This window comes from Hymenobacter sp. B81, assembly GCF_044628455.1.
Classification (GTDB): Bacteria; Bacteroidota; Bacteroidia; order Cytophagales; family Hymenobacteraceae; genus Solirubrum.
Genome location: NZ_JBIYZW010000002.1, coordinates 716,488 through 735,059, shown reverse-complemented (window position 1 = coordinate 735,059; position 18,572 = coordinate 716,488). Strand labels below are relative to the sequence as shown.

At 67.6% G+C, this 18,572-nt stretch carries 15 protein-coding genes; 10 read left to right on the top strand and 5 right to left on the bottom strand.

The window, feature by feature from the left end; translation table 11 throughout:
• Window positions 1-106 precede the first annotated feature (106 nt).
• Both ACE191_RS14310 and ACE191_RS14305 read left to right on the top strand, forming a co-directional pair.
• Window positions 107-442 carry a dodecin family protein gene (locus ACE191_RS14310; protein WP_400192916.1) on the top strand — a complete coding sequence of 112 codons (336 nt, stop codon included), beginning with the start codon at window positions 107-109 and terminating at the stop codon, window positions 440-442.
• Between the two features lie 128 nt (window positions 443-570).
• Window positions 571-1,890: an MFS transporter gene (locus tag ACE191_RS14305; protein WP_400192915.1), complete on the top strand. Its 1,320-nt coding sequence runs from the start codon at window positions 571-573 to the stop codon at window positions 1,888-1,890.
• 130 nt (window positions 1,891-2,020) lie between these two features.
• Here ACE191_RS14305 and ACE191_RS14300 read toward each other — a convergent pair whose 3' ends face one another.
• Both ACE191_RS14300 and ACE191_RS14295 read right to left on the bottom strand, forming a co-directional pair.
• Entirely contained in the window at window positions 2,021-2,416 is a 396-nt protein-coding gene (locus ACE191_RS14300) for a hypothetical protein (RefSeq protein WP_400192914.1), read from the bottom strand.
• A 68-nt stretch (window positions 2,417-2,484) separates the two neighbouring features.
• Entirely contained in the window at window positions 2,485-2,913 is a 429-nt protein-coding gene (locus ACE191_RS14295; protein WP_400192913.1) for a hypothetical protein, read from the bottom strand.
• A gap of 161 nt (window positions 2,914-3,074) precedes the next feature.
• Between ACE191_RS14295 and ACE191_RS14290 the strand changes: the two genes are divergently transcribed.
• The 4 genes from ACE191_RS14290 to ACE191_RS14275 all read left to right on the top strand — a co-directional run bounded on the left by ACE191_RS14290 (window position 3,075) and on the right by ACE191_RS14275 (window position 9,022).
• Window positions 3,075-6,113 carry a PAS domain-containing protein gene (locus ACE191_RS14290; RefSeq protein ID WP_400192912.1) on the top strand — a complete coding sequence of 1,013 codons (3,039 nt, stop codon included), beginning with the start codon at window positions 3,075-3,077 and terminating at the stop codon, window positions 6,111-6,113.
• A gap of 119 nt (window positions 6,114-6,232) precedes the next feature.
• Window positions 6,233-7,378: a methionine aminotransferase gene (locus ACE191_RS14285; RefSeq protein WP_400192911.1), complete on the top strand. Its 1,146-nt coding sequence runs from the start codon at window positions 6,233-6,235 to the stop codon at window positions 7,376-7,378.
• A 97-nt stretch (window positions 7,379-7,475) separates the two neighbouring features.
• Window positions 7,476-8,258 carry an amidohydrolase gene (locus ACE191_RS14280; protein WP_400192910.1) on the top strand — a complete coding sequence of 261 codons (783 nt, stop codon included), beginning with the start codon at window positions 7,476-7,478 and terminating at the stop codon, window positions 8,256-8,258.
• 260 nt (window positions 8,259-8,518) lie between these two features.
• The gene (locus ACE191_RS14275; protein WP_400192909.1) at window positions 8,519-9,022 is read left to right on the top strand and encodes a hypothetical protein; all 504 of its coding nucleotides are present in this window, start codon (window positions 8,519-8,521) and stop codon (window positions 9,020-9,022) included.
• A gap of 22 nt (window positions 9,023-9,044) precedes the next feature.
• On the opposite strand, the gene ACE191_RS14270 is transcribed toward ACE191_RS14275, so the two are convergent.
• Window positions 9,045-11,324: a T9SS type A sorting domain-containing protein gene (locus tag ACE191_RS14270; RefSeq protein WP_400192908.1), complete on the bottom strand. Its 2,280-nt coding sequence runs from the start codon at window positions 11,322-11,324 to the stop codon at window positions 9,045-9,047.
• 132 nt (window positions 11,325-11,456) lie between these two features.
• On the opposite strand from ACE191_RS14270, the gene murF reads away from it, so the two are divergent.
• Window positions 11,457-12,758, top strand: coding sequence for a UDP-N-acetylmuramoyl-tripeptide--D-alanyl-D-alanine ligase (murF, locus tag ACE191_RS14265; RefSeq protein ID WP_400192907.1), 1,302 nt, complete (start codon window positions 11,457-11,459; stop codon window positions 12,756-12,758).
• A 175-nt stretch (window positions 12,759-12,933) separates the two neighbouring features.
• Here murF and rfbC read toward each other — a convergent pair whose 3' ends face one another.
• Window positions 12,934-13,479 carry a dTDP-4-dehydrorhamnose 3,5-epimerase gene (gene rfbC, locus ACE191_RS14260; protein WP_400192906.1) on the bottom strand — a complete coding sequence of 182 codons (546 nt, stop codon included), beginning with the start codon at window positions 13,477-13,479 and terminating at the stop codon, window positions 12,934-12,936.
• A 63-nt stretch (window positions 13,480-13,542) separates the two neighbouring features.
• Window positions 13,543-14,667 (bottom strand): glycosyltransferase family 4 protein, encoded by a 1,125-nt coding sequence (locus tag ACE191_RS14255; RefSeq protein ID WP_400192905.1) that lies wholly within the window; start codon window positions 14,665-14,667, stop codon window positions 13,543-13,545.
• A gap of 338 nt (window positions 14,668-15,005) precedes the next feature.
• Here ACE191_RS14255 and ACE191_RS14250 point away from each other — a divergent pair, with 338 nt between their 5' ends.
• The 3 genes from ACE191_RS14250 (at window position 15,006) to ACE191_RS14240 (ending at window position 18,378) form a co-directional block, all read left to right on the top strand.
• A complete protein-coding gene (locus tag ACE191_RS14250) occupies window positions 15,006-15,350 on the top strand; it encodes a c-type cytochrome (protein ID WP_400192904.1) in 345 nt (114 codons plus the stop codon).
• A 227-nt stretch (window positions 15,351-15,577) separates the two neighbouring features.
• Window positions 15,578-16,870: a GTPase HflX gene (hflX, locus tag ACE191_RS14245; RefSeq protein ID WP_400193417.1), complete on the top strand. Its 1,293-nt coding sequence runs from the start codon at window positions 15,578-15,580 to the stop codon at window positions 16,868-16,870.
• A 236-nt stretch (window positions 16,871-17,106) separates the two neighbouring features.
• Window positions 17,107-18,378, top strand: a complete 1,272-nt coding sequence (locus tag ACE191_RS14240; RefSeq protein WP_400192903.1) for a M43 family zinc metalloprotease — start codon at window positions 17,107-17,109, stop codon at window positions 18,376-18,378.
• Window positions 18,379-18,572: the final 194 nt, after the last annotated feature.

Below are 18,572 nucleotides of genomic sequence, written 5' to 3'. Positions count from 1 at the left end.
CGGGATGGGGGGCCAAGCCGGCAGCAGCCTTTCGGCGGCGGGCTGCGTAGAGCAAGGATTCCCGCGGGATACCCCGGTTTCGTTCACTTCAACCTCCTCCCCAACCATGAGCACCATCAAGAAAGTCATCGAAGTGCTGGCCTCGTCGGACAAAAGCTTTGAGGATGCCGTGCAGCGCGCCCTGCAGGAAGCCAGCACCACCGTGAAGGGCATCAAGGGCATTTACATCAAGGACCAGAGCTGCAAGGTGCAGGACAACAAGATTGTGGAGTACCGCGTCACGGCCAAGATCAGCTTCGAGGTGATGCACCGCTGGGAGCCCGCCCACCTGCCCGCCGCCGCCGAGGCCGATTTTCCGCAGACCTCGGCCCTGGACGGCGGCCACGCCCACCCCGGCGGCAGCGCCACCTCACCCGAAAGCGGCGGCGGCTACAGCAACTAGCCCCGGCCCGTTGGCTCCCGCCCCCTGCGCCCGGCCGCTACGCCGGGCGCAGTCGCGTTGGTGCGGGGCCCGCCGGCCTGTGCAGGCATCTTTGCTATTTGCGGGCCCGCTGTTCCGGCTTCTCGTTTATGCCCCCGCCCGCTGCCTCCTCCTCATCCGTTTCGGCCGCCCCTAGCGCCGCCACCCGCCTACGCTCCATCGTGAGCGGCTCCATCGGCAACCTGGTGGAGTGGTACGACTGGTACGTGTACTCGGCCTTCGCCCTGTACTTCGCGCCGGCGTTTTTCCCGGCGGGCAACCTCACCGCGCAGCTGCTGAATTCGGCCGCCATCTTCGCGGTGGGCTTTCTGATGCGCCCGCTCGGCGGCTGGCTCATGGGCGTGTACGCCGACCGCCACGGGCGCAAAGCGGCGCTGCTGGCCTCGGTGCTGCTCATGTGCGCCGGCTCGCTGCTCATTGCCCTCACGCCCGGCTACCAGCGCATTGGCGTGGCGGCCCCGGTGCTGCTGGTGCTGGCCCGCCTGCTGCAGGGCCTGAGCGTGGGCGGCGAGTACGGCACCTCGGCCACCTACCTGAGCGAAATGGCCACCGCCCGGCACCGCGGCTTCTACTCCAGCTTTCAGTACGTGACGCTGCTAGCCGGGCAGCTGGTTGCCCTGCTGGTGCAGCTGGGCTTGCAGGCCGTGCTCACGCCCGCCGAGCTTTACGACTGGGGCTGGCGGGTACCGTTCGTCATCGGGGCGCTGGCGGCGCTGTCGGCGCTGTACCTGCGGCGCAGCATGCACGAAACCGCCGCCTTCACCCAGCAGCAGGCCGCCGCGCCCCCGGTTAATGGCCCCGGCAAGCTGGCGGTGCTGCTGCAACACCCGCGCGAGGTGCTCACCGTGGTGGGCCTCACCCTGGGCGGCACGCTGGTGTTCTACACCTTCACCACCTACGCCCAGAAGTTTCTGGTGAACACCACCGGGCTGAGTAAGGACCAGGCCACGCTCGTGTCGTTTGGGGCGCTAGCCGTGGCGCTGGTGCTGCAGCCGCTGATGGGCGCCCTCTCCGACCGGGTGGGGCGGCGGCCGGTGCTGCTGTTTTTTGGGGTGGGCGCCACGCTGGGCACGGTGCCGCTGCTCACCCTGCTGGCGCGGGCCCCGGGCCCAGGGGCAGCCTTTGGGCTGCTGGTGGTGGCCGTGGTCATTATGAGCGGCTACACCTCCATCAACGCGGTGGTGAAAGCCGAGCTGTTTCCCACCGAAATCCGGGCCCTGGGCGTGGGGCTGCCCTACGCCCTGACGGTGGCCCTGTTCGGCGGCTCGGCCGAGTACGTGGCCCTGCAGCTCAAAAGCTGGGGCGTGGAAAGCTGGTTTTACTGGTACGTGACGGTGTGCGCGGCGGCCTCGCTGCTGGTATACTGGCGCATGCCCGACACCCAACGCACCTCGCGCATCGAGAACTGAGCGGCGGGCACGAAAAAAGCCGCTGCCCAAAGAGCCGCGGCTTTCCGACGTTATTTCAAACTAAAGGCCCAATGGACCTTCGGGAGGCTTAACCCGGGTGAATGACAAAAAGTGCCGGCCCTTCAGCGGTTTACATCTGCCGCAGCCAGGAGGCCGCGGTTTCGAGACTGTCGAAGGGCACTACTACGGGCTTGGTGGTGTGCGCCAGGGTGCGGTCGGTGGAGAGGCGGCTGTAGATATTGGGCGAGTATACCCAGGCGAAGTATTCGAGGCCGCCCTCGGCCATGGCCGGAAACCACACCCGGCCGCCCCACTCCGCCGCCTCCGACCAGATGGTCTGCACCCGGCGGTTGTCGTTGAGCACCTTGCGGCAGCACTCGGTCTGCAACAGTTCGAGCATTTTCAGGCAGCCCTGCTGCACCGACTGCAAGTCCTGCTCGGGCGCCCAGTCGACGTACAGCCAGTCGTTGAGGTAATCGTAGGAAATGGTCAGCGTATGGTCTTCGTGCAGGAGGCGCAGGGCCATGGCAGGGTGGTAAAAGCGGCGAATCAGCCTTTAACGGAGCCGCCCCGGGCAGGTTATAGGCCCGCCCGCTAGGCAGATCTGTCGGCCGCGGCCGGCGCGGTGCTCAGCAGCCACTCACGGGCGGTTGGCAGGCTACCAAACAGGCGCAGCTCCAGCTGCCCGCCCAGTCGCTGCTGCAAATCAACTATCGAGAGCTGGGCAAAGATGCCGGGGGCCAGCACCTGGGCAAAGTAGCGCAGGCCGGCCTCGCGAATCAGCGGCGTCCACACCTGGCTGATCCAGTCGTTGGCCTCGGAGAAGGAGCCGATCAGCTCCTGGTGGTCGTTGAGCAGGCGCGGGCAGGGCTCCTGGCGCAGCAGTTCCACGTAGTACAGTCCGCCCTGCTGCACCGTAGCCAGCGTCTGGCTACCCAGCCAACGGGCGTACACCCAGTCGTGAACCCGGTCGCGCTCGACCTGCAGAAACACCGAACCGTCGGGGCGTAGGAATTCTTTCATGGGCGCGGCAAGAGCGGCCGGAAACCCGGCTTGGGCGGCTAAACGACGCCGTTGCCCAAAAGTTGCCGGCCCCGGGGCGGGCGGCGCCGGGCCGGGGCTACCGGGCGGTAGCTATATTGGTACGGGTTTGCTCGGATATTTCCCGACGAGGCCGTCGTTTGATGCCAGACTTGCCTTCCGCCGCCGACTTTGAGCTGGTTTTCAACGAGCTGTCAGCTCCCCACCTGCTGCTGAACGCGGACCTGGTTATCATCGCCGTGAACGAGGCCGGCTGCCGGGCACTGAACCGCTCCCGCCCCGAGCTGCTGGGCCAGCCGGCCGCCGAGGCGCTGGCGCCCTGGCTGCCCGCCCTCACCGCCGCCCAAAGCCAGCAGTGGTCCGCGCAGCCTGCCCGCGCCGGCGAGGCCGCAGTGCGCCCCTTGCCGGCAGCCGGCGGCGCGCGGCGCTACCTGCTGCGCCTCCCCGAAGAAACAACGCCCGCGCCGAATGGCACCCCGCCCCAGCCGGAAACCGCGGCCGGCCCCCAAGGCCACCTGTTCCCGGATGTGGGCCAGGACCGCCGCCTGCTCGAGCAGCTCGACCAGCTGCCGCTGCACCTGGTGGTGCTGCACGGCCCCGGGCACGTGGTGCAGTACGTGTCGGCCCGGGCCCGGCCCTACGTGTCGGCCAGCGCCCTGGGGCAGCCGGCGGCCCGCACGCAGCCCGGCCCCGGCCCCGCGCTGCTGGCCCGCCTCGACGAGGTGTACCGCACCGGCCAGGTGCGCCGCATTGCCTCGGTGCCGGTGCTGGCCCTGGGGGCCGAAGCGCCCGATGCCCGCCTGCTGAACGTCACGCTGCAGCCCTTGCTGACGGCCGGCGGGCAGATTGAGGGCGTGCTGCTGGCCGGCCTTGACGTGACCGACCAGTTGCTGCACCGCCGCCTGGCCGCCGAGGCCGTGGCCGAGACGCAGCGCCAGCAGGAGCAGTTTCGCTTCCTCACCGAGTTTATTCCGCAGCTGCTCTGGACCACCGACGCCGCCGGCCGGCTGCGCTACGGCAACCAGCGCTGGACCGAGTACACCGGCCTGGCCGCCAATACCGGCGCCGACCTGTGGCCTGCCCACGTACACCCCCACGACCTCGACCGCGTGCAGCAGCTCTGGCAGCAGGCCCTGGCTACGGGCCAGCCCTTCACCGCTGAGTTTCGCCTGCGCGAAGCCGGCACCGGCCTCTACCACTGGTTTCTGACCCAGGCCCTGCCCCAGGTTGATGCCAACGGCCGCGTGCGCCAGTGGTTTGGGGCCTGCACCGACGTGGACGAGTCGCGCCGCAGCCAGCAGCGCCTCGAAGACAAGGACCGCCTGCTCCAGCAGATTCTGAGCCAGGTGCCGGCCCACCTGTGTACCCTGCTCGGACCCGAGCACATCTGCGGCTTTGCTACCCCGGCCCTGCTCGACCTGTTTGGCGGCCGCCTGCGCGTGGGCTGGCCCCTGGGCGAAACCGTGGCCGAAGTAGCTGAGCAGGGTCTGCTGGCCTTGCTCGACGAGGTGTTCACCACCGGCCAGACGGTGATGCGCGAGGAATACCCGCTGCGGGTGCAGGGCGACGCGCCCGGCGCCAGCCGCTACCTGGACTTCACCCTGCAGGCCCTGCGCGACGAGCAGCAGCGCACCCAGGGCATTCTGGTGTTTGCCGTGGAGGTGACCGACAAGGTGCTGGCCCGCCGGCAAAGCGAGGTGCTGACCCAGGAGGTGCGCCGCCGCGACGAGCAGTTTCAGGTGATGGTAGAGGCGCTGCCCAACATCATGTACATCAGCGCCGCCAGCGGCCAGCTCGAGTACCTGAGCCCGCAGTGGTACGCCTACACCGGCCAGCCCGCCGCCGCGGCCCTGAACCAGACCTGGCTGCAGGCCATTCACCCCGATGACCAGCAGCTTAGCCGGGAATCGTTTCAGCAGAACCTGCAGGCGGGCCTGCCCTGGGCGGGCGAGCTGCGCCTGCGCCGCCACGACGGGCAGTACCGCTGGCACCTCTCGCGCGCCGTGCCCCTGCGCAACCCCGCCGGCCAGGTACAGCGCTGGTACGGAGCCACCGTCGACATGCACGAGCAGCGGGAGCTGCGCGAGCAGCTGCAGCGCCGCGAAGCTGAGTTCCGCCTGCTGGCCGAAAGCATTCCCCAGCTGGTGTGGGTGCTCGATGCCCAGGGCCGGCCCGTGTACTCCAACCGCCGCTGGCGCGATTTCGCCGGCTACGACCTGACGGCCCCCGACGCCCCGGCCGACCCCGCCGAGCTGGTGCACCCCGACGACCGGGAACCCGCCCGCCTGGCGCTGGCAGCGGCCATGGCGGCGGCCGGCAGCTGCACGGTGGAGTACCGCCTGCGCGAGGGCCGCACCGGCCTCTACCGCTGGTTTATGAGTCAGGCCGTGCCCCTGCTCGATGCGGACGGCCGGGCGGTGCAGTGGTTCGGCACCTGCACCGACATTCACGAGCAGAAAGAGCTGACCACCGCCCTGGCCAGCCAGAACGACGAGCTGCGCCGCGTCAACCAGGACCTCGACGGCTTCGTGTACACGGCCTCGCACGACCTCAAGCAACCCCTCGACAACATGGCCGGCATCTTCGGCGAGCTGGCACGCACGGCCCAGTTCCGCGACCCCGAAGCGGCCCAGCTCACGGCCATGTTCGAACGCTCCCTGCAGCAGATCTACGCCACCATCCACGACCTGACCTCGCTGGTGCAGGTGCAGCGCAACCAGCAGCAGGTCAGCCCCGAAACCGTGGAGCTGGCTTCGCTGTGGCAGCAGGTGCTCACCAGCGTGCAGGAGCAGGTGCTGGCCAGCGGCGCCACCGTCGAGGCCGACTTCGCCACCGTGCCCACGGTGCAGTTTGTGCGGCCCAACCTGCAGAGCGTGCTCTACAACCTGCTCAGCAACGCCCTGCGCTACGCCGACCCGCAGCGCCCGCCCCGGGTGCGGGTGTGGACCGAGCTGCACCACGGGCAGCCGGTGCTCAGCGTGCAGGACAACGGCCTGGGCATCGACCTGGAGCGCTACGGCCCCCAGCTTTTTCAGATGTTCCGCCGCTTTCACTACCACACCGAGGGCTCGGGCATGGGCCTGTACCTGGTGCAGCGCATCGTGCAAAGCCACGGCGGGCGCCTCGAGGTGCAAAGCACGGTGGGCGTGGGCACCACGTTTCGCATCTGGCTGCAAGCCTGAGTCCTGCCCGGCCGGCGTTGGTTTTTCGGGCCGGGCTGTGCTTATTCGGCCGCTGCCACCTTTCTTCCTCCCTTGGTCCGGCCCCGGCCCGACCGCCTTTTTCCCCACTCCGACCTGCCGTGCTTACTTCCAAGCTGCCCGACGTGGGCACCAGCATTTTCTCCGTGATGTCGCAGCTGGCGGCCGAGCACGGCGCCATCAACCTGGCCCAGGGCTTCCCCGACTTCAACCCGCCCGCCGCGCTGACGGAGGCCCTGGTGCACCACGCCCGCGGCGCGCAGCACCAGTATGCGCCCATGCCGGGGCTGCCGCTGCTGCGCGAGCGGATTGCCCAAAAAACGGCCCGCGTCTACGGTGTGCCCGCACCCGACCCCGCTACCGACATCACCGTCACCAGCGGCGCCACCGAGGCACTGTACGCCGTGCTGGCCGCCGTGGTGCAGCCCGGCGACGAGGTGCTGGTACTCGAGCCGGCCTACGACCTCTACGGTCCGGCCATCCGGTTGCAGGGCGGCCGGCCGGTGTACGTGCCGCTGGAGGCCCCCTCCTTCCGGCCCGACTGGGACCGGGTGCGGGCTGCCCTCACGCCGCGCACCCGGCTGATCATGGTGAACACCCCGCACAACCCCACCGGCGCCGTATTTACCGACGAAGACTGGCAGCAGCTGGCCGCCCTGCTGGCTGGCACCGCTACCCTGCTGCTGTCCGACGAGGTGTACGAGCACATGGTGTTCGACGGGCAGCCGCACCGCTCGGCCCTGCAGTACCCGGCGCTGCGCGAGCGGGCCTTCGTGCTGTCGTCGTTCGGCAAAACCTACCACGCCACCGGCTGGAAGGTCGGCTACTGCGTGGCCCCGCCCCTGCTCAGCGCCGAGGTGCGCCGCGTGCACCAGTTCCTGACTTTCAGCGTGAGCACCCTGGCCCAGCTGGCCATTGCCGACGTCATCGGCGACGCCGCACTCTACGACGAGCTGCCGGCTTTTATGCAGGCCAAGCGCGACCTGTTTCAGGAGCTGCTTCGGCCCACGGGCTTCGAGCTGCTGCCCACCGCCGGCTCCTACTTCCTGCTGGCCCGCTACCAGCAGCTGGCCCCGGGCGTCGACGACCGGGCCTTTGCCCGGCAGCTGACCACCGAAACCGGGGTGGCCGTGGTGCCCGTGTCGGCCTTCTACCACGACGGCACCGACCAGGGCTTGGTGCGCTTCTGCTTTGCCAAGCAGGATGCCACGCTGCGCGCCGCCGCCGAGCGGCTGCAGCGCCTGTAGGCCCGAGTTGGCTTTTGAACCCGGCCGGGCCGCCCGCCGCATTGGCTTTATTCCGGAATAAATTGCTTCTTCCGCAAGCCTTTCTCCCCCCTCCCCCGTGGCCGACCTCACCGTTTCGTTTATTCAGGCTGCGCTGCAGTGGCACCAGCCCGACGCCAACCGCGCCCTGCTGGCCCGCTACGTGGCCGAAATTTCCATTCCCACCGACCTGATTGTGCTGCCGGAAATGTTTACCACCGGCTTCAGCATGCAGGCCCCCGCCCTGGCCGAGCCCACCGATGGCCCTACCCTGGCCTGGATGCGCGAGCTGGCCGCCGCGCGCGACGCCGTGGTGACGGGCAGCCTGATTGTACGCGAAGACGAGCACTACTACAACCGCCTGCTATGGGTGCGCCCCGACGGCTCCTACAGTCACTACGACAAGCGCCACCTGTTTCGCATGGCCGGGGAGCACGAGGTGTACACGCCGGGCCGGCAGCGGCTGGTGGAAGAGTGGCGCGGCTGGCGCATCTGCCCGCTGATTTGCTACGACCTGCGCTTCCCGGTGTGGAGCCGCAACGACGCGCAAAGGCCCTACGACCTGCTGCTGTACGTGGCCAACTGGCCCGCCGTGCGCCGCACCACCTGGATAACCCTGCTGCGGGCCCGCGCCATCGAAAACCTGGCCTTTGCCATGGGCGTCAACTGCGTGGGGCTCGACCGCCACAGCCAGACCTACGACGGCGACTCGGCCCTGCTCGACATGAAGGGTGAGTACCTGGTGGAAGTGGGCAACCAGGAAACCGGCATCACCCGCACCCTGCGCCGCGCCGACCTCGAAGCCTACCGCCAGCGCTTCCCTGCCCTGCAGGACGCCGACGCGTTTACCATTGACCTGTAAAGCCCGCCTCGGTTTTTGCCCGCAACCGGCGTTAAGCTTGGTTGCGGGGCGGGCGCCGCTGGTTTGCCGGCCGCTGCCGGCGGCGGGCCGCCGCCGAACCGGGTTTGCTAGTCTTGTTCAGAAAAGATTGAAAAGGATAGCAAACCGGGCCACCGGTGTTGCTATACCCTTTGGTATTTTCAAAAAAAGTCGCGCAAACTGCCCCGCCGGTTTTGCGCGACTTTTCAGGAGTTTAGCAAAAAGTATCGCACCGTCAGCCAATGTTCACCACGCTATGCGCCCGTTTCGGGCTTACCCAGGCTGAGCTGGGCCGGTACCTGGGCCTGAGCAAAAGCCAGGTGTGGCAGATTGGGCGGGGCTTGCGCCCGCTGCCGCGGCCCGCCGCCCCCACCTACATTGCCTTGGCCGCCGCCGGCCAGGCCGCTCTTGAACCGGCGGCTGAGGCCCCCGACCCGGCCCAGCTGCGGCGGCAACAGCGGGCCGCCCGGCACCGGGCCGGGCAGCTGGCCCACGAGCTGGAGCAGCTGCAGGAGCGCAGTGCCTGGGCGCGGCGGCGGCTGGCCGCGCTGCCCCCGCTCACGGCAGCTTTCACCGCAGGGGGTGCGGCGGCCCCGCCCTGGCTGGAGCGTTTTGCTTCCAAAGCCCGCAACGAGCTGGTACGCAGCGGTGGTACGGTCCAGGCCCTGCTCCGGGCCAAGCAAGCCGGGCTGCTGGCCGAAGCTGAAGCGCTGGAGCAGCTGCTGGCCGGGCTGCCCCCGGAATAAAACCGGCTGTTTGCTTCGGCGGCTACTGCACCACCAGGCGCTGCACGCTGCTGCTGCCGTCGGCAGGGCTGGTTACGCGCAGCAGGTACACGCCCGCGGGCAGACCCTCCAGCCCGAGCTGGTGGCGCCGTTGCGCCACGGGTTGCTCGCGCATCAGGCGGCCCGTCAAATCCAGCAGGGCCAGGCGCGTGGGCACGCCCGACTCGACGGTGGTGGCCGCGGCGGCGGGGTTGGGATACACCTGCAGGGACCAGCTGGCGGCCGCGCGGCGCACGGCGGTGACGCGGTTGCGGGCACCAAATACGTTGATGCCCCCGCTCTCGAGGCCAATGAACAACTCGGGCGCCCCGTCGCTGTTCACGTCGGCCAGGGCCAGTCCCAGGCGCCACGCCTCGCCCAAACCCAGGCGGGCGCCGTCGTGCTGCTGGGTAATAGGGTTGTAAAACACGTCGGTGCGGGGCAGGAAGGGCGCGGCCTGGGTGCGGAAGCTGGTGAACAGCTGCACCTGCCCCCGGGCGTCGATGGTCAGCAGGTCGGGCGTGCCGTCACCGTCCACATCGGCCACGGCGGGCACCAGGTTGAGCGGCCGCTGGCCGTTGTTGCGCACCTGCCCCAGGTCGTTGTTGGCCAGCTGAAACGCGGTCGTCAGCGGCTGGCCCGGCTGGCGGCGGTAGTAGCGCAGCGAGCCGCCGGGGTTGGGGTCGTTGGTGCCCATCAGCAGGTCGATCAGCCCGTCGCCGTCCACGTCGAAAAAGCAGGCCACGTCGTCCTTGCCCGACCAGTTGTACTGCAGATCAAGGCTGGGAAACTGGCTGACGTCGAAGGCCGCGGCCTGCCCGCCCGGGGCCGTGTTCAGGTGGTAAATGACCTTGGTAGCCCCGGCCTGGTGCGCGGTGTAGGCCAGGTCCAGGCGGCCATCGAGATTCAGGTCGGTCAGCACCGGGTGCAGGTTGGCGTAGCGCTGCGCGCTCAGGCCCAGGTAGTCGTCGGTAACAAGCTTGAAGGCGGGCTTGCTGGCCGTGCCCACGTTCTGGTAGTAAGCCAGCGTGGCGAAGTAGGTGGCCGTAGCGCCGGTGTTGCCGGTCTGGTCGGCGTAGTTGCCCACCAGCATGTCCACCAGCCCGTCGCCGCTCACGTCGCCAAACGCGGGGTAGGCGCCTTCGCTGCGGTCGAGCATCTGCTCCTGCAGGAAAGCCTCGGTGCGGCGCGTGAAGGCGGGCGCCGCGACCGTGCCGGTATTTTCGAGCAGCAGCGTTTTGCGGCGCAAGCTCACCAAATCGAGGTTGTCGGCCAGGCCGGGCGCCACCAGCAGATCGGGGCGGCCGTCGAAGGTCACGTCGACTGAGTAGCCCACCGGGAAGTTGGGCAGGTTCACTGCCCCGATGCCCGCGGGCACGTTGCCCAGCACGCTGCCCGCGCCGGTGGTGGCCGTCTGGCGGGTGCCGGTGTTGCGGATGGCCGTCCACTCGTGGCAACCGTCGCGGCCGATGAGCAGGTCCATGTCCAGGTCGCCGTCGAGGTCGCGCAGCAGCAGGCCGTGGCCACCGGTGTGGGCGGGCCGCCCGGCCGTGGGCGTGGGCTGGCGGCACAGGTCGCCACCGGTGGCGTAGGCGGTGCAGCTGCTGCCACAGATCTGCAGGTCGGCCCAGTAGTCAGAGCCCTGCTCAAACTCCAGTCCGCCGCAGCCGGTGCTCACGTTGCGGTAGTACTCGATGAACTGCCCCTGAAAAAAGTTGATGACCAGGATGTCGAGCCGCCCGTCGCCGTCCACGTCCTCAATGGCGGGAATGTCGTAGGTGCTGGCGAAGATGTTGCCGCTGAGCGTAGTGGAGTTGAAGAACTGCAGCTGGGCGCTGGCCAGCTGAAACGCGGGCCGACCACCCGCGCCCGCCACATTGCGCAGCACCCGGATATCGCCCGCACCGGTGCCCTGGGTGAACAGGTCGGGGCGGCCGTCGCAGTCGTAGTCGCGCAGCAGGGCAAATCCCTTCAGGTTGCTGGGAAACAGGGCTTCGTAGTGGGGCGCGTACTGCCAGCGCCGGCCGCCGCCGGGCCGGGGTGCGTTTAGGAAGGTGCTTACGCGGCTGGTCATGCGGTCGAACACCATCAAATCAGTCTGCCCATCGCCGTCGAGGTCGAGGTTGGAAAACTGCGGGCTGTTGAGCCCCCCGCTCCAGGCCAAGTGCAGGGTATCGGTGCCGGCCAGCAGCGTTGCGGCCTGGGGACGGGCTTCGAAGCTGAACTGAGCCGAAGCCGCCGCAGGCAGCAGCAGGGCGGCCAGCAGCAAAAGACGGGTGCGCATCAGGAACAAAAGGCGGGTGGGTGGAAGAGGCCGGCGCGCGGTTGCGGACGGAAAAAGCCCGAATTTGCGGCCCGCTCCGGCCGCTGGCCCGCGAGCCAGCTTTGCCCTCCAAGTTACGTCTAACGCGCCGGTATGTCGCCCTCCGAGCTTTCCGAACTTTACAGCCGCTTCCAGCAGTGCCGCAGCGTGAGCACCGACTCGCGCCAGCCCCAGTCCGACACCCTGTTCTTTGCTCTGAACGGGCCTTCGTTTCGCGGCGCCGCGTTTGCCCCCCAGGCCCTGGCCCAGGGCGCCCGCTACGCCGTGGTCGACGACGCGGCGGTGGCCGCCCAGGACCCCGAACGCTACGTGCTGGTGCCCGACACCCTGGAGGCCCTGCAGCAGCTGGCCCGCTACCACCGCCGCCAGCTGACGATTCCGGTGGTGGCCATTACCGGCTCGAACGGCAAAACCACGACCAAGGAGCTGGTGCACGCCGTGCTCAGCCGCCGCTACCGCGTGCAGTACACCCGCGGCAACCTCAACAATCACATCGGCGTGCCGCTCACCCTGCTCAGCATCGACGCCGGGCAGCACGACCTGGCGGTGGTGGAAATGGGCGCCAACCACCAGGGCGAAATTGCCCTGCTGTGCCGGCTGGCCGAGCCCACCCACGGGCTGATTACCAACATCGGCAAGGCCCACCTCGAAGGCTTCGGGGGCGTGGAAGGCGTGGCCAAGGGCAAGGGCGAGATGTTCCGGCATTTGGCGGCCCACGGCGGCACGGCCTTCGTGAACACCGCCGACGCGCGCCTGCCCAACCTGGCCGCCGAAGTAGCCCAGCGCATCAGCTACCCCAACCTGGGCGACACCTACCCGGCCGTGCTGCTGGCCGCCACGCCGCAGGTGGTAATGCAGCTGTTCGACGGTACCCGGGTGGAGGCGCGCATTACCGGGGCCTACAACTTCCTGAACCTGGCCGCCGCCGCCGCCGTGGGCGCGCACTTCGCGGTGCCGAGCCCGGATATTGCCGAGGCCCTGGCCGCCTACGACCCCACCAACAACCGTTCTCAGCTGGTGCGCACGGGCCGCAACGAGGTTATTCTCGACGCCTACAACGCCAACCCCAGCAGCATGGCCGCCGCCGTAACCAGCCTGGCCGCCCGCCCCGGCGAGCCGGCCCGGAAGGTGGCTTTGCTGGCCGATATGTTTGAGCTGGGCTCCGAAAGCGCCGCCGAGCACCAGGCCCTGGGCGAGCTGCTGGCCCAGCAGCAGTTCGGCACGGTGCTGCTCATCGGGCCCGAGATGCAGCGGGCCGCGCAGCCGGGCTTCCGGCACTTCCTGAGCAAAGACGAAGCCGCCGCCTGGCTGCGCGCCAACCCTCTACATGAGCGGCAGATACTGGTGAAAGGCTCCCGCGGCATGGGCCTCGAAACGCTGATGGAGCTACTCTGAGGGGAATGTGAGGCGCTGCGCGCTAATGTGGGGGGATGTGGAAAATGGATTGATGTGCTAAATGTGGAAAATGGGTTGATGTGCTAATGGTCGTTTTGGCATCAGCACATCAGCCCATTTTCCACATTTAGCGAAGCGGCCATATTTCCCACATTAGCGAAGTGCAGCACATTATTTAGAAGGGGGACTCGAAACCTGCGAAGCCGGGGAGCACGGCGTCTTTGGGCGAGACGTTGGGCTCGGCAATGCCCCAGTCGATGTTGAGCAGCGGGTCGTTCCAGCACAGGCCGCCTTCGGCCTCGGGGTGGTAGTAGTTGGTGCACTTGTAGAGAAACACCGTCGCGTCGTCGAGGGCCAGGAAGCCGTGAGCGAAGCCGACGGGCACGTAGAGCAGGTTGAAGGCCTCGGCGTCGAGCAGCACTTTCAGGTGCTGGCCGTAGGTGGGCGAGTCGCGGCGCAGGTCCACCAGCACGTCGAGGGAGCGGCCGCTGGCCACGCGCACCAGCTTGGCCTGGGCGTAGGGCGGGCGCTGAAAGTGCAGGCCGCGCAGCACGCCCCGGGCCGAAATGGACTGATTGTCCTGAATCCAGGTTTCGTGGATGCCACCCTGCTCGGCGAAGCGCTGGGCGTTGAACGACTCGAAAAACGACCCGCGGGCATCGGTGAACACGCGGGGAAAAATCTCGACCACGCCGGGCAGGGCGTGCTGCTTGATGTCCATCGGAAAAGAAATTGCGGCGGGGCGGGCACCCGCTCAAACGGGGATGCCGGTTAAGGTAGCGGTTTAGCGGCGGCGGGGGCCGATTTCGGCCACGGCGCGCAGGTATTTTTGCAGCACCAGCTGCTCGTCGAACTTCTCCACGGCCAGCTGGCGGCTGGCCTGGCCCATAAGGCGCAGCTCGTCGTCGGGCAGGCGCAGCATCTGCAGGAGCTTGGCGGCTAGGTCGTCGGCGGAGCGCACCTGGCAGAGGAAGCCGTTGTGGCCGTCGACCACGGTTTCGCGGCAGCCGGGCACGTCGGTGGTGATGAGCGGCTTGCCCAGGGCGGCGGCTTCGAGCAGGGTTTTGGGGGTGCCTTCGCGGTACGAGGGCAGCACCACGGCATCGGCGGCCAGAATGTGGGCGGGCACGTCGTCGGAAGTACCCAGGTACTCCACGTTGCCGGCCTGCAGCCACTCGTCGAACACGGCGCGCTTGACGCCCACTCCGCCCGACTCGTCGACGCCGCCCAGCAGCTGAAAGCGGGTGCCGGGCTCCTGCCGGCGCACGGCGGCGGCGGCCTCGAAGTATTCCTGCACGCCCTTCTCGTAGAGCACGCGGGCAATCATCAGAAACACGAAGGGCTGGTGGCGCACCGGGGCGGCGGGGTCGGGGCGGTAGGTGGTGGTGTCGATGCCGGAGCCGGGCACCAGGTCGGTGATGGCCTCGCGCACCAGGCCGTGCTGCAGGAACAGCTGCCGGTCGTCGTCGTTCTGGAAAAACACGCGGCGCGGAAACTGGAAGGCCAGCTTGTAGAGGCCCAAGGCCACGCGGCTCACGAAGTTCTGCACGATGAACACGGTGCCCAGGCCCGAGACGTTGTTGACGCTGGGCACCCCGGCCAGCTTAGCCGCGAGCGTGCCGTAGATGTTGGGCTTGATGGTGTACTGCAACACCACGTCGGGTTGCTCGCGGCGGTACACGTCGTAGAAGCGCTTGGTGAGCAGGGCGTCTTTGAGCGGGTTGGTACCCTTGTTTTCCATCTCGATGGGCACGTAGCGGCAGCCCAGCTCGGTTTCGAGGCGGCCGGAGTAGGCATCGGGCGGGGCAATGGCCAGCACCTCGTGGCCGGCGCCCTGCAGGGCGCGCACGAGGTTGCGGCGGAAGTTCCAGATGTTCCAGCTGGTGTTGATGACGATGGCTACGCGCATAAAAAAACGGCGCGAAGGATGGAGCGCCGGCCGGCAAAGGTAGGCAGCCGGCGGGGCCGGGCCAGCGGCGCAGCGGCCGGGGCCGCGGCGCGGGCCTGGGTGGGGCCGCGGGGCCCGGGGTTCGGGTGGAGGCGCCAGGTTCGGGTGCGGAGCCAAACGTTCGGGTGGCGGCGCGGCGGGTAGCAGCGCGCCGCGCCGAGCTGGAATAGTGCCGGGCCGGGCTGGTGAAGCCGCGGCGCCGGGTGGCAGCGCGGCGGCGTGGGGTGGAATAGCGCCTCCTGCGACTGCCGAAGCGCGCCAGCGTCCCAGCCGCCCCGCCGCCGTACCTTCGCCGCACTATGCGCTATTGTTTTGTGCTGGCGGCGGGCCTGAGCGCCGCGCTGCTGGGGGCCTGCGGCAGCCCCAATTCGCCGGCTACGGCCACTGCCCCGCTCCCGCCCGTGCCGGCGGCTGAGGTCGAGCTGCCCGGCAAAGCCCTGTTTCTGCAAAACTGCGCCCTGTGCCACGGCGCCAACGGCAAGCTGGGGGGCAACGGTGCCCGCGACCTGACCAAGAGCAACCTGAACCAGACCGGCCGCGTGTATATCGTCACCCACGGCATGGGCAAGATGCCTTCGTTCCGCGACCAGCTCACGCCCGAGCAGATTGAGCAGGTAGCCGCCTACTCGCTCACGCTGCGCTAGGGTTTGGGGCCAGGCCCGCGCGGCTGCGGGCCCGCCCGGCATCGGCGGACGGCCCGGCTGCGTAGGCATAAGGCGCCGCGCCCCGGGCGGTCCGGCGCTTCTCTCACCCGTTTTCCCTGCTTCCCTCCTCTCTCATGGCCAAAAAACCCGCCTCCAAAGGCCGCCCCCAGACTAACAGCACCCGCCACCCCGGCGCCATCGACAGCGCCAAGGGCCGCGTGGGCCGTATGCTGGCCAAGGGCAACAAAGACGCCACCTACGAAACCGCGCTCGAGCAGGAAACCGCCGTGCTGGTGGCCGTGCCCGACAAGCGCCAGGACGACGCGCGCACCACCGAGTACCTCGACGAGCTGGCTTTCCTGACCGAAACCGCCGGCACGGTGCCCATCAAGCGCTTTATTCAGAAGCTCGAAAAGCCCGACATCCGCACCTACGTGGGCTCGGGCAAGCTCGAGGAAATCCGGGCCTGGGTGGAGCACCACAACGTGAGCACCGTCATCTTCGACGACGACCTGGCCCCTTCGCAGCTGCGCAACCTGGAAAAGGAGCTGAAGGTGAAAATCCTCGACCGCACCCTGCTCATCCTCGACATCTTCGCCCTGCGCGCCAAGTCGGCCACGGCCCGCACGCAGGTCGAGCTGGCCCAGTACCAGTACCTGCTGCCCCGCCTCACCGGCCTCTGGACCCACTTGGACAAGCAGCGCGGAGGCGTGGGCATGCGCGGCCCCGGCGAGCGGGAAATTGAAACCGACCGCCGCGTAGTGCGCGACCGGATTGCCCTGCTGAAAGAGCAGCTCAAGGATTTCGACAAACAGAATGCCACCCAGCGTAAGGCCCGCACGGGCATGGTGCGCGTGGCTTTGGTGGGCTACACCAACGTAGGCAAGAGCACCCTGATGAATTTGCTGAGCCGCGCCGAGGTGTTTGCCGAAAACAAGCTCTTCGCCACCGTCGACTCCACCGTGCGCAAGGTGGTGCTCGACACGGTGCCTTTCCTGCTTTCCGACACCGTCGGGTTCATCCGCAAGCTGCCCACCCGCCTGATCGAGAGCTTCAAGAGCACCCTCGACGAAATCCGCGAGGCCGATTTGCTGTTGCACGTGGTCGACATTGCGCACCCCTCGTTCGAGGAGCACATTCAGGTGGTCAACGACACGCTCAAGGACATCGGCGCGGCCGAAAAGCCGGTGCTGCTGGTATTCAACAAAATCGACCAGTACACCGCCGACGTGGACCCGGCCGCCCACCTGCACGAAGTAGAACCCGACCGCGACGAAGACCTGCACCACGCCGACGAGCCGCACCCGCGGCCCACGCTCGAGCAGCTGCAAAGCACCTACATGGCCCAGCTGCACGACCCGGTGATTTTCGTCTCGGCCCAGGAGCGCACCAACATCGACGAGCTGCGCGAGATGCTGGTACGCCGCGTGCGGGCTATTTACGCCCAGCAGTATCCCGGCCAGGCCGGCTACGGCAGCTATGAAACCGACGCCGCAAACGATGTGCCCGTAACAGTATAGTAACATAGCGCTATATGCGCTGGCCCCAATCCAACTGATTTACTATCAGTGGGGTTGGGGCCATTTTATTTTCGGGAGTTTCCAGCAAAAAAAATAATTATGTCCAACTCGCAAACATTTCGGCGGGCGGCGCACGTAGGAGCCTCGTGGATTTGCCAAAAGCGCAGCCAAGAGCCGCTTCTCTGCAAACATCCGCAACACTTTCCCCTTTTTTCCACTACCAAACTACCGTTTTCGTGAAAAAACACTTCTACGCTCTTGCCGTGGCCAGTCTGGCTTTGGCAGCCCCGGTTGTTGCCCAGCAGAGAATGGCCCAGCAGCCCGCCCTCGACCAGCTGCAGGCCGTGCAGAACCGCAACTGCGCTACCATGGACGTGCTGCAGGCCCAGCTGGCCACCGACCCGGCCATGGCCCAGCGCATGGCCAACATCGAAGCCCAGACCCGCGTGTTTGAGGCCAACCCCACTGCCCGCCGCGGCACCTCCGCCACGGTGATTATTCCGGTGGTGGTGCACGTGGTGTACAACACCAGCGCCCAGAACGTGCCGCTCGCGCAGATTGAGGCCCAGATCCGGGTGCTCAACGAGGACTTCGCCAAAACCAACGCCGACGCCAGCCTGGTGCCGGCCGCCTTTGCCGGGGCCGCCGCCAATACCAACATCCAGTTTGTGCTTGCCAAGCGCGACCCCAGCGGCAATGCTACCTCGGGCGTGGTGCGCCGCTCAACCAAAACCCGCTCGTTCAGCTCAAACGACTTCGTGAAGTACACCAGCAAGGGCGGCAGCGACGCCTGGCCCCGCGACCGGTACCTGAACCTGTGGCTGTGCAACCTGGGCCAGGGCCTGCTGGGCTACGCCCAGTTCCCCGGCGGTGCGGCCGCCACCGACGGCGTGGTGTGTCTGTATTCCTCGGTGCCCGGCGGCACGGCCTCCAACTACAACAAGGGCCGCACGGCCACCCACGAAGTGGGCCACTGGCTGAACCTGCGCCACATCTGGGGCGACGCTACCTGCGGCAACGACCTGGTGAGCGATACGCCCACCCAGCAAACCAGCAACGGCGGCTGCCCCACCTTCCCCAAGGTAACCTGCTCGAACGGCCCCAGCGGCGACATGTTCATGAATTACATGGACTACACCTATGACCGCTGCATGTACATGTTCACCACCGGCCAGGGTACCCGTATGAATGCCCTGTTCGCCACCGGCGGCGCCCGCGCGGCCCTCCTCACTTCCACCGGCGGCATTGCCCCGCGCACGGCCCTGTCCAGCGCCCCGGCCTACTCGCTGTTCCCCAACCCCGCCACCGACGTGCTGAACCTGCGCCAGGGCACCACCTCGGTCAACGCCAGCGTGGCGGTGTACGACGTGCACGGCCAGCAGCTGAAAAACGTGCGCTACGATGCGGCCTCGGGCCAGGTCGACGTGCGGGCCCTGCCCAAAGGCATCTACCGCCTGGCCATCAACGACGGCCAGCACCTGACGCAGCGCAGCTTCATCAAAGAATAAGGCAAGCCATTCTTGGGCCTATGAAATGCCGGGGCTGCTACGGCCCCGGCATTTATTTGCCAACGCGCTGATTCCCAGCATTGCGTTGAGGCGCTATTTTTAGCTTATAAACCCACTTTTATTCAAATTATTTTAATCATTTATAGGTTTTTTGGATTCATTTTCAATAATTGGGCGCACTTTCCCCTTTTCCA

What these genes read in the sequence shown, in the direction of transcription:
- ACE191_RS14310 (WP_400192916.1), top strand. Translation starts at nt 107, where the DNA reads ATGAGCACCATCAAGAAAGTCATCGAAGTGCTGGCCTCGTCGGACAAA.
- ACE191_RS14305 (WP_400192915.1), top strand. Translation starts at nt 571, where the DNA reads ATGCCCCCGCCCGCTGCCTCCTCCTCATCCGTTTCGGCCGCCCCTAGC.
- ACE191_RS14300 (WP_400192914.1), bottom strand. Translation starts at nt 2,416, where the DNA reads ATGGCCCTGCGCCTCCTGCACGAAGACCATACGCTGACCATTTCCTAC.
- ACE191_RS14295 (WP_400192913.1), bottom strand. Translation starts at nt 2,913, where the DNA reads ATGAAAGAATTCCTACGCCCCGACGGTTCGGTGTTTCTGCAGGTCGAG.
- ACE191_RS14290 (WP_400192912.1), top strand. Translation starts at nt 3,075, where the DNA reads ATGCCAGACTTGCCTTCCGCCGCCGACTTTGAGCTGGTTTTCAACGAG.
- ACE191_RS14275 (WP_400192909.1), top strand. Translation starts at nt 8,519, where the DNA reads ATGTTCACCACGCTATGCGCCCGTTTCGGGCTTACCCAGGCTGAGCTG.
- ACE191_RS14270 (WP_400192908.1), bottom strand. Translation starts at nt 11,324, where the DNA reads ATGCGCACCCGTCTTTTGCTGCTGGCCGCCCTGCTGCTGCCTGCGGCG.
- murF (WP_400192907.1), top strand. Translation starts at nt 11,457, where the DNA reads ATGTCGCCCTCCGAGCTTTCCGAACTTTACAGCCGCTTCCAGCAGTGC.
- rfbC (WP_400192906.1), bottom strand. Translation starts at nt 13,479, where the DNA reads ATGGACATCAAGCAGCACGCCCTGCCCGGCGTGGTCGAGATTTTTCCC.
- ACE191_RS14255 (WP_400192905.1), bottom strand. Translation starts at nt 14,667, where the DNA reads ATGCGCGTAGCCATCGTCATCAACACCAGCTGGAACATCTGGAACTTC.
- ACE191_RS14250 (WP_400192904.1), top strand. Translation starts at nt 15,006, where the DNA reads ATGCGCTATTGTTTTGTGCTGGCGGCGGGCCTGAGCGCCGCGCTGCTG.
- hflX (WP_400193417.1), top strand. Translation starts at nt 15,578, where the DNA reads ATGCTGGCCAAGGGCAACAAAGACGCCACCTACGAAACCGCGCTCGAG.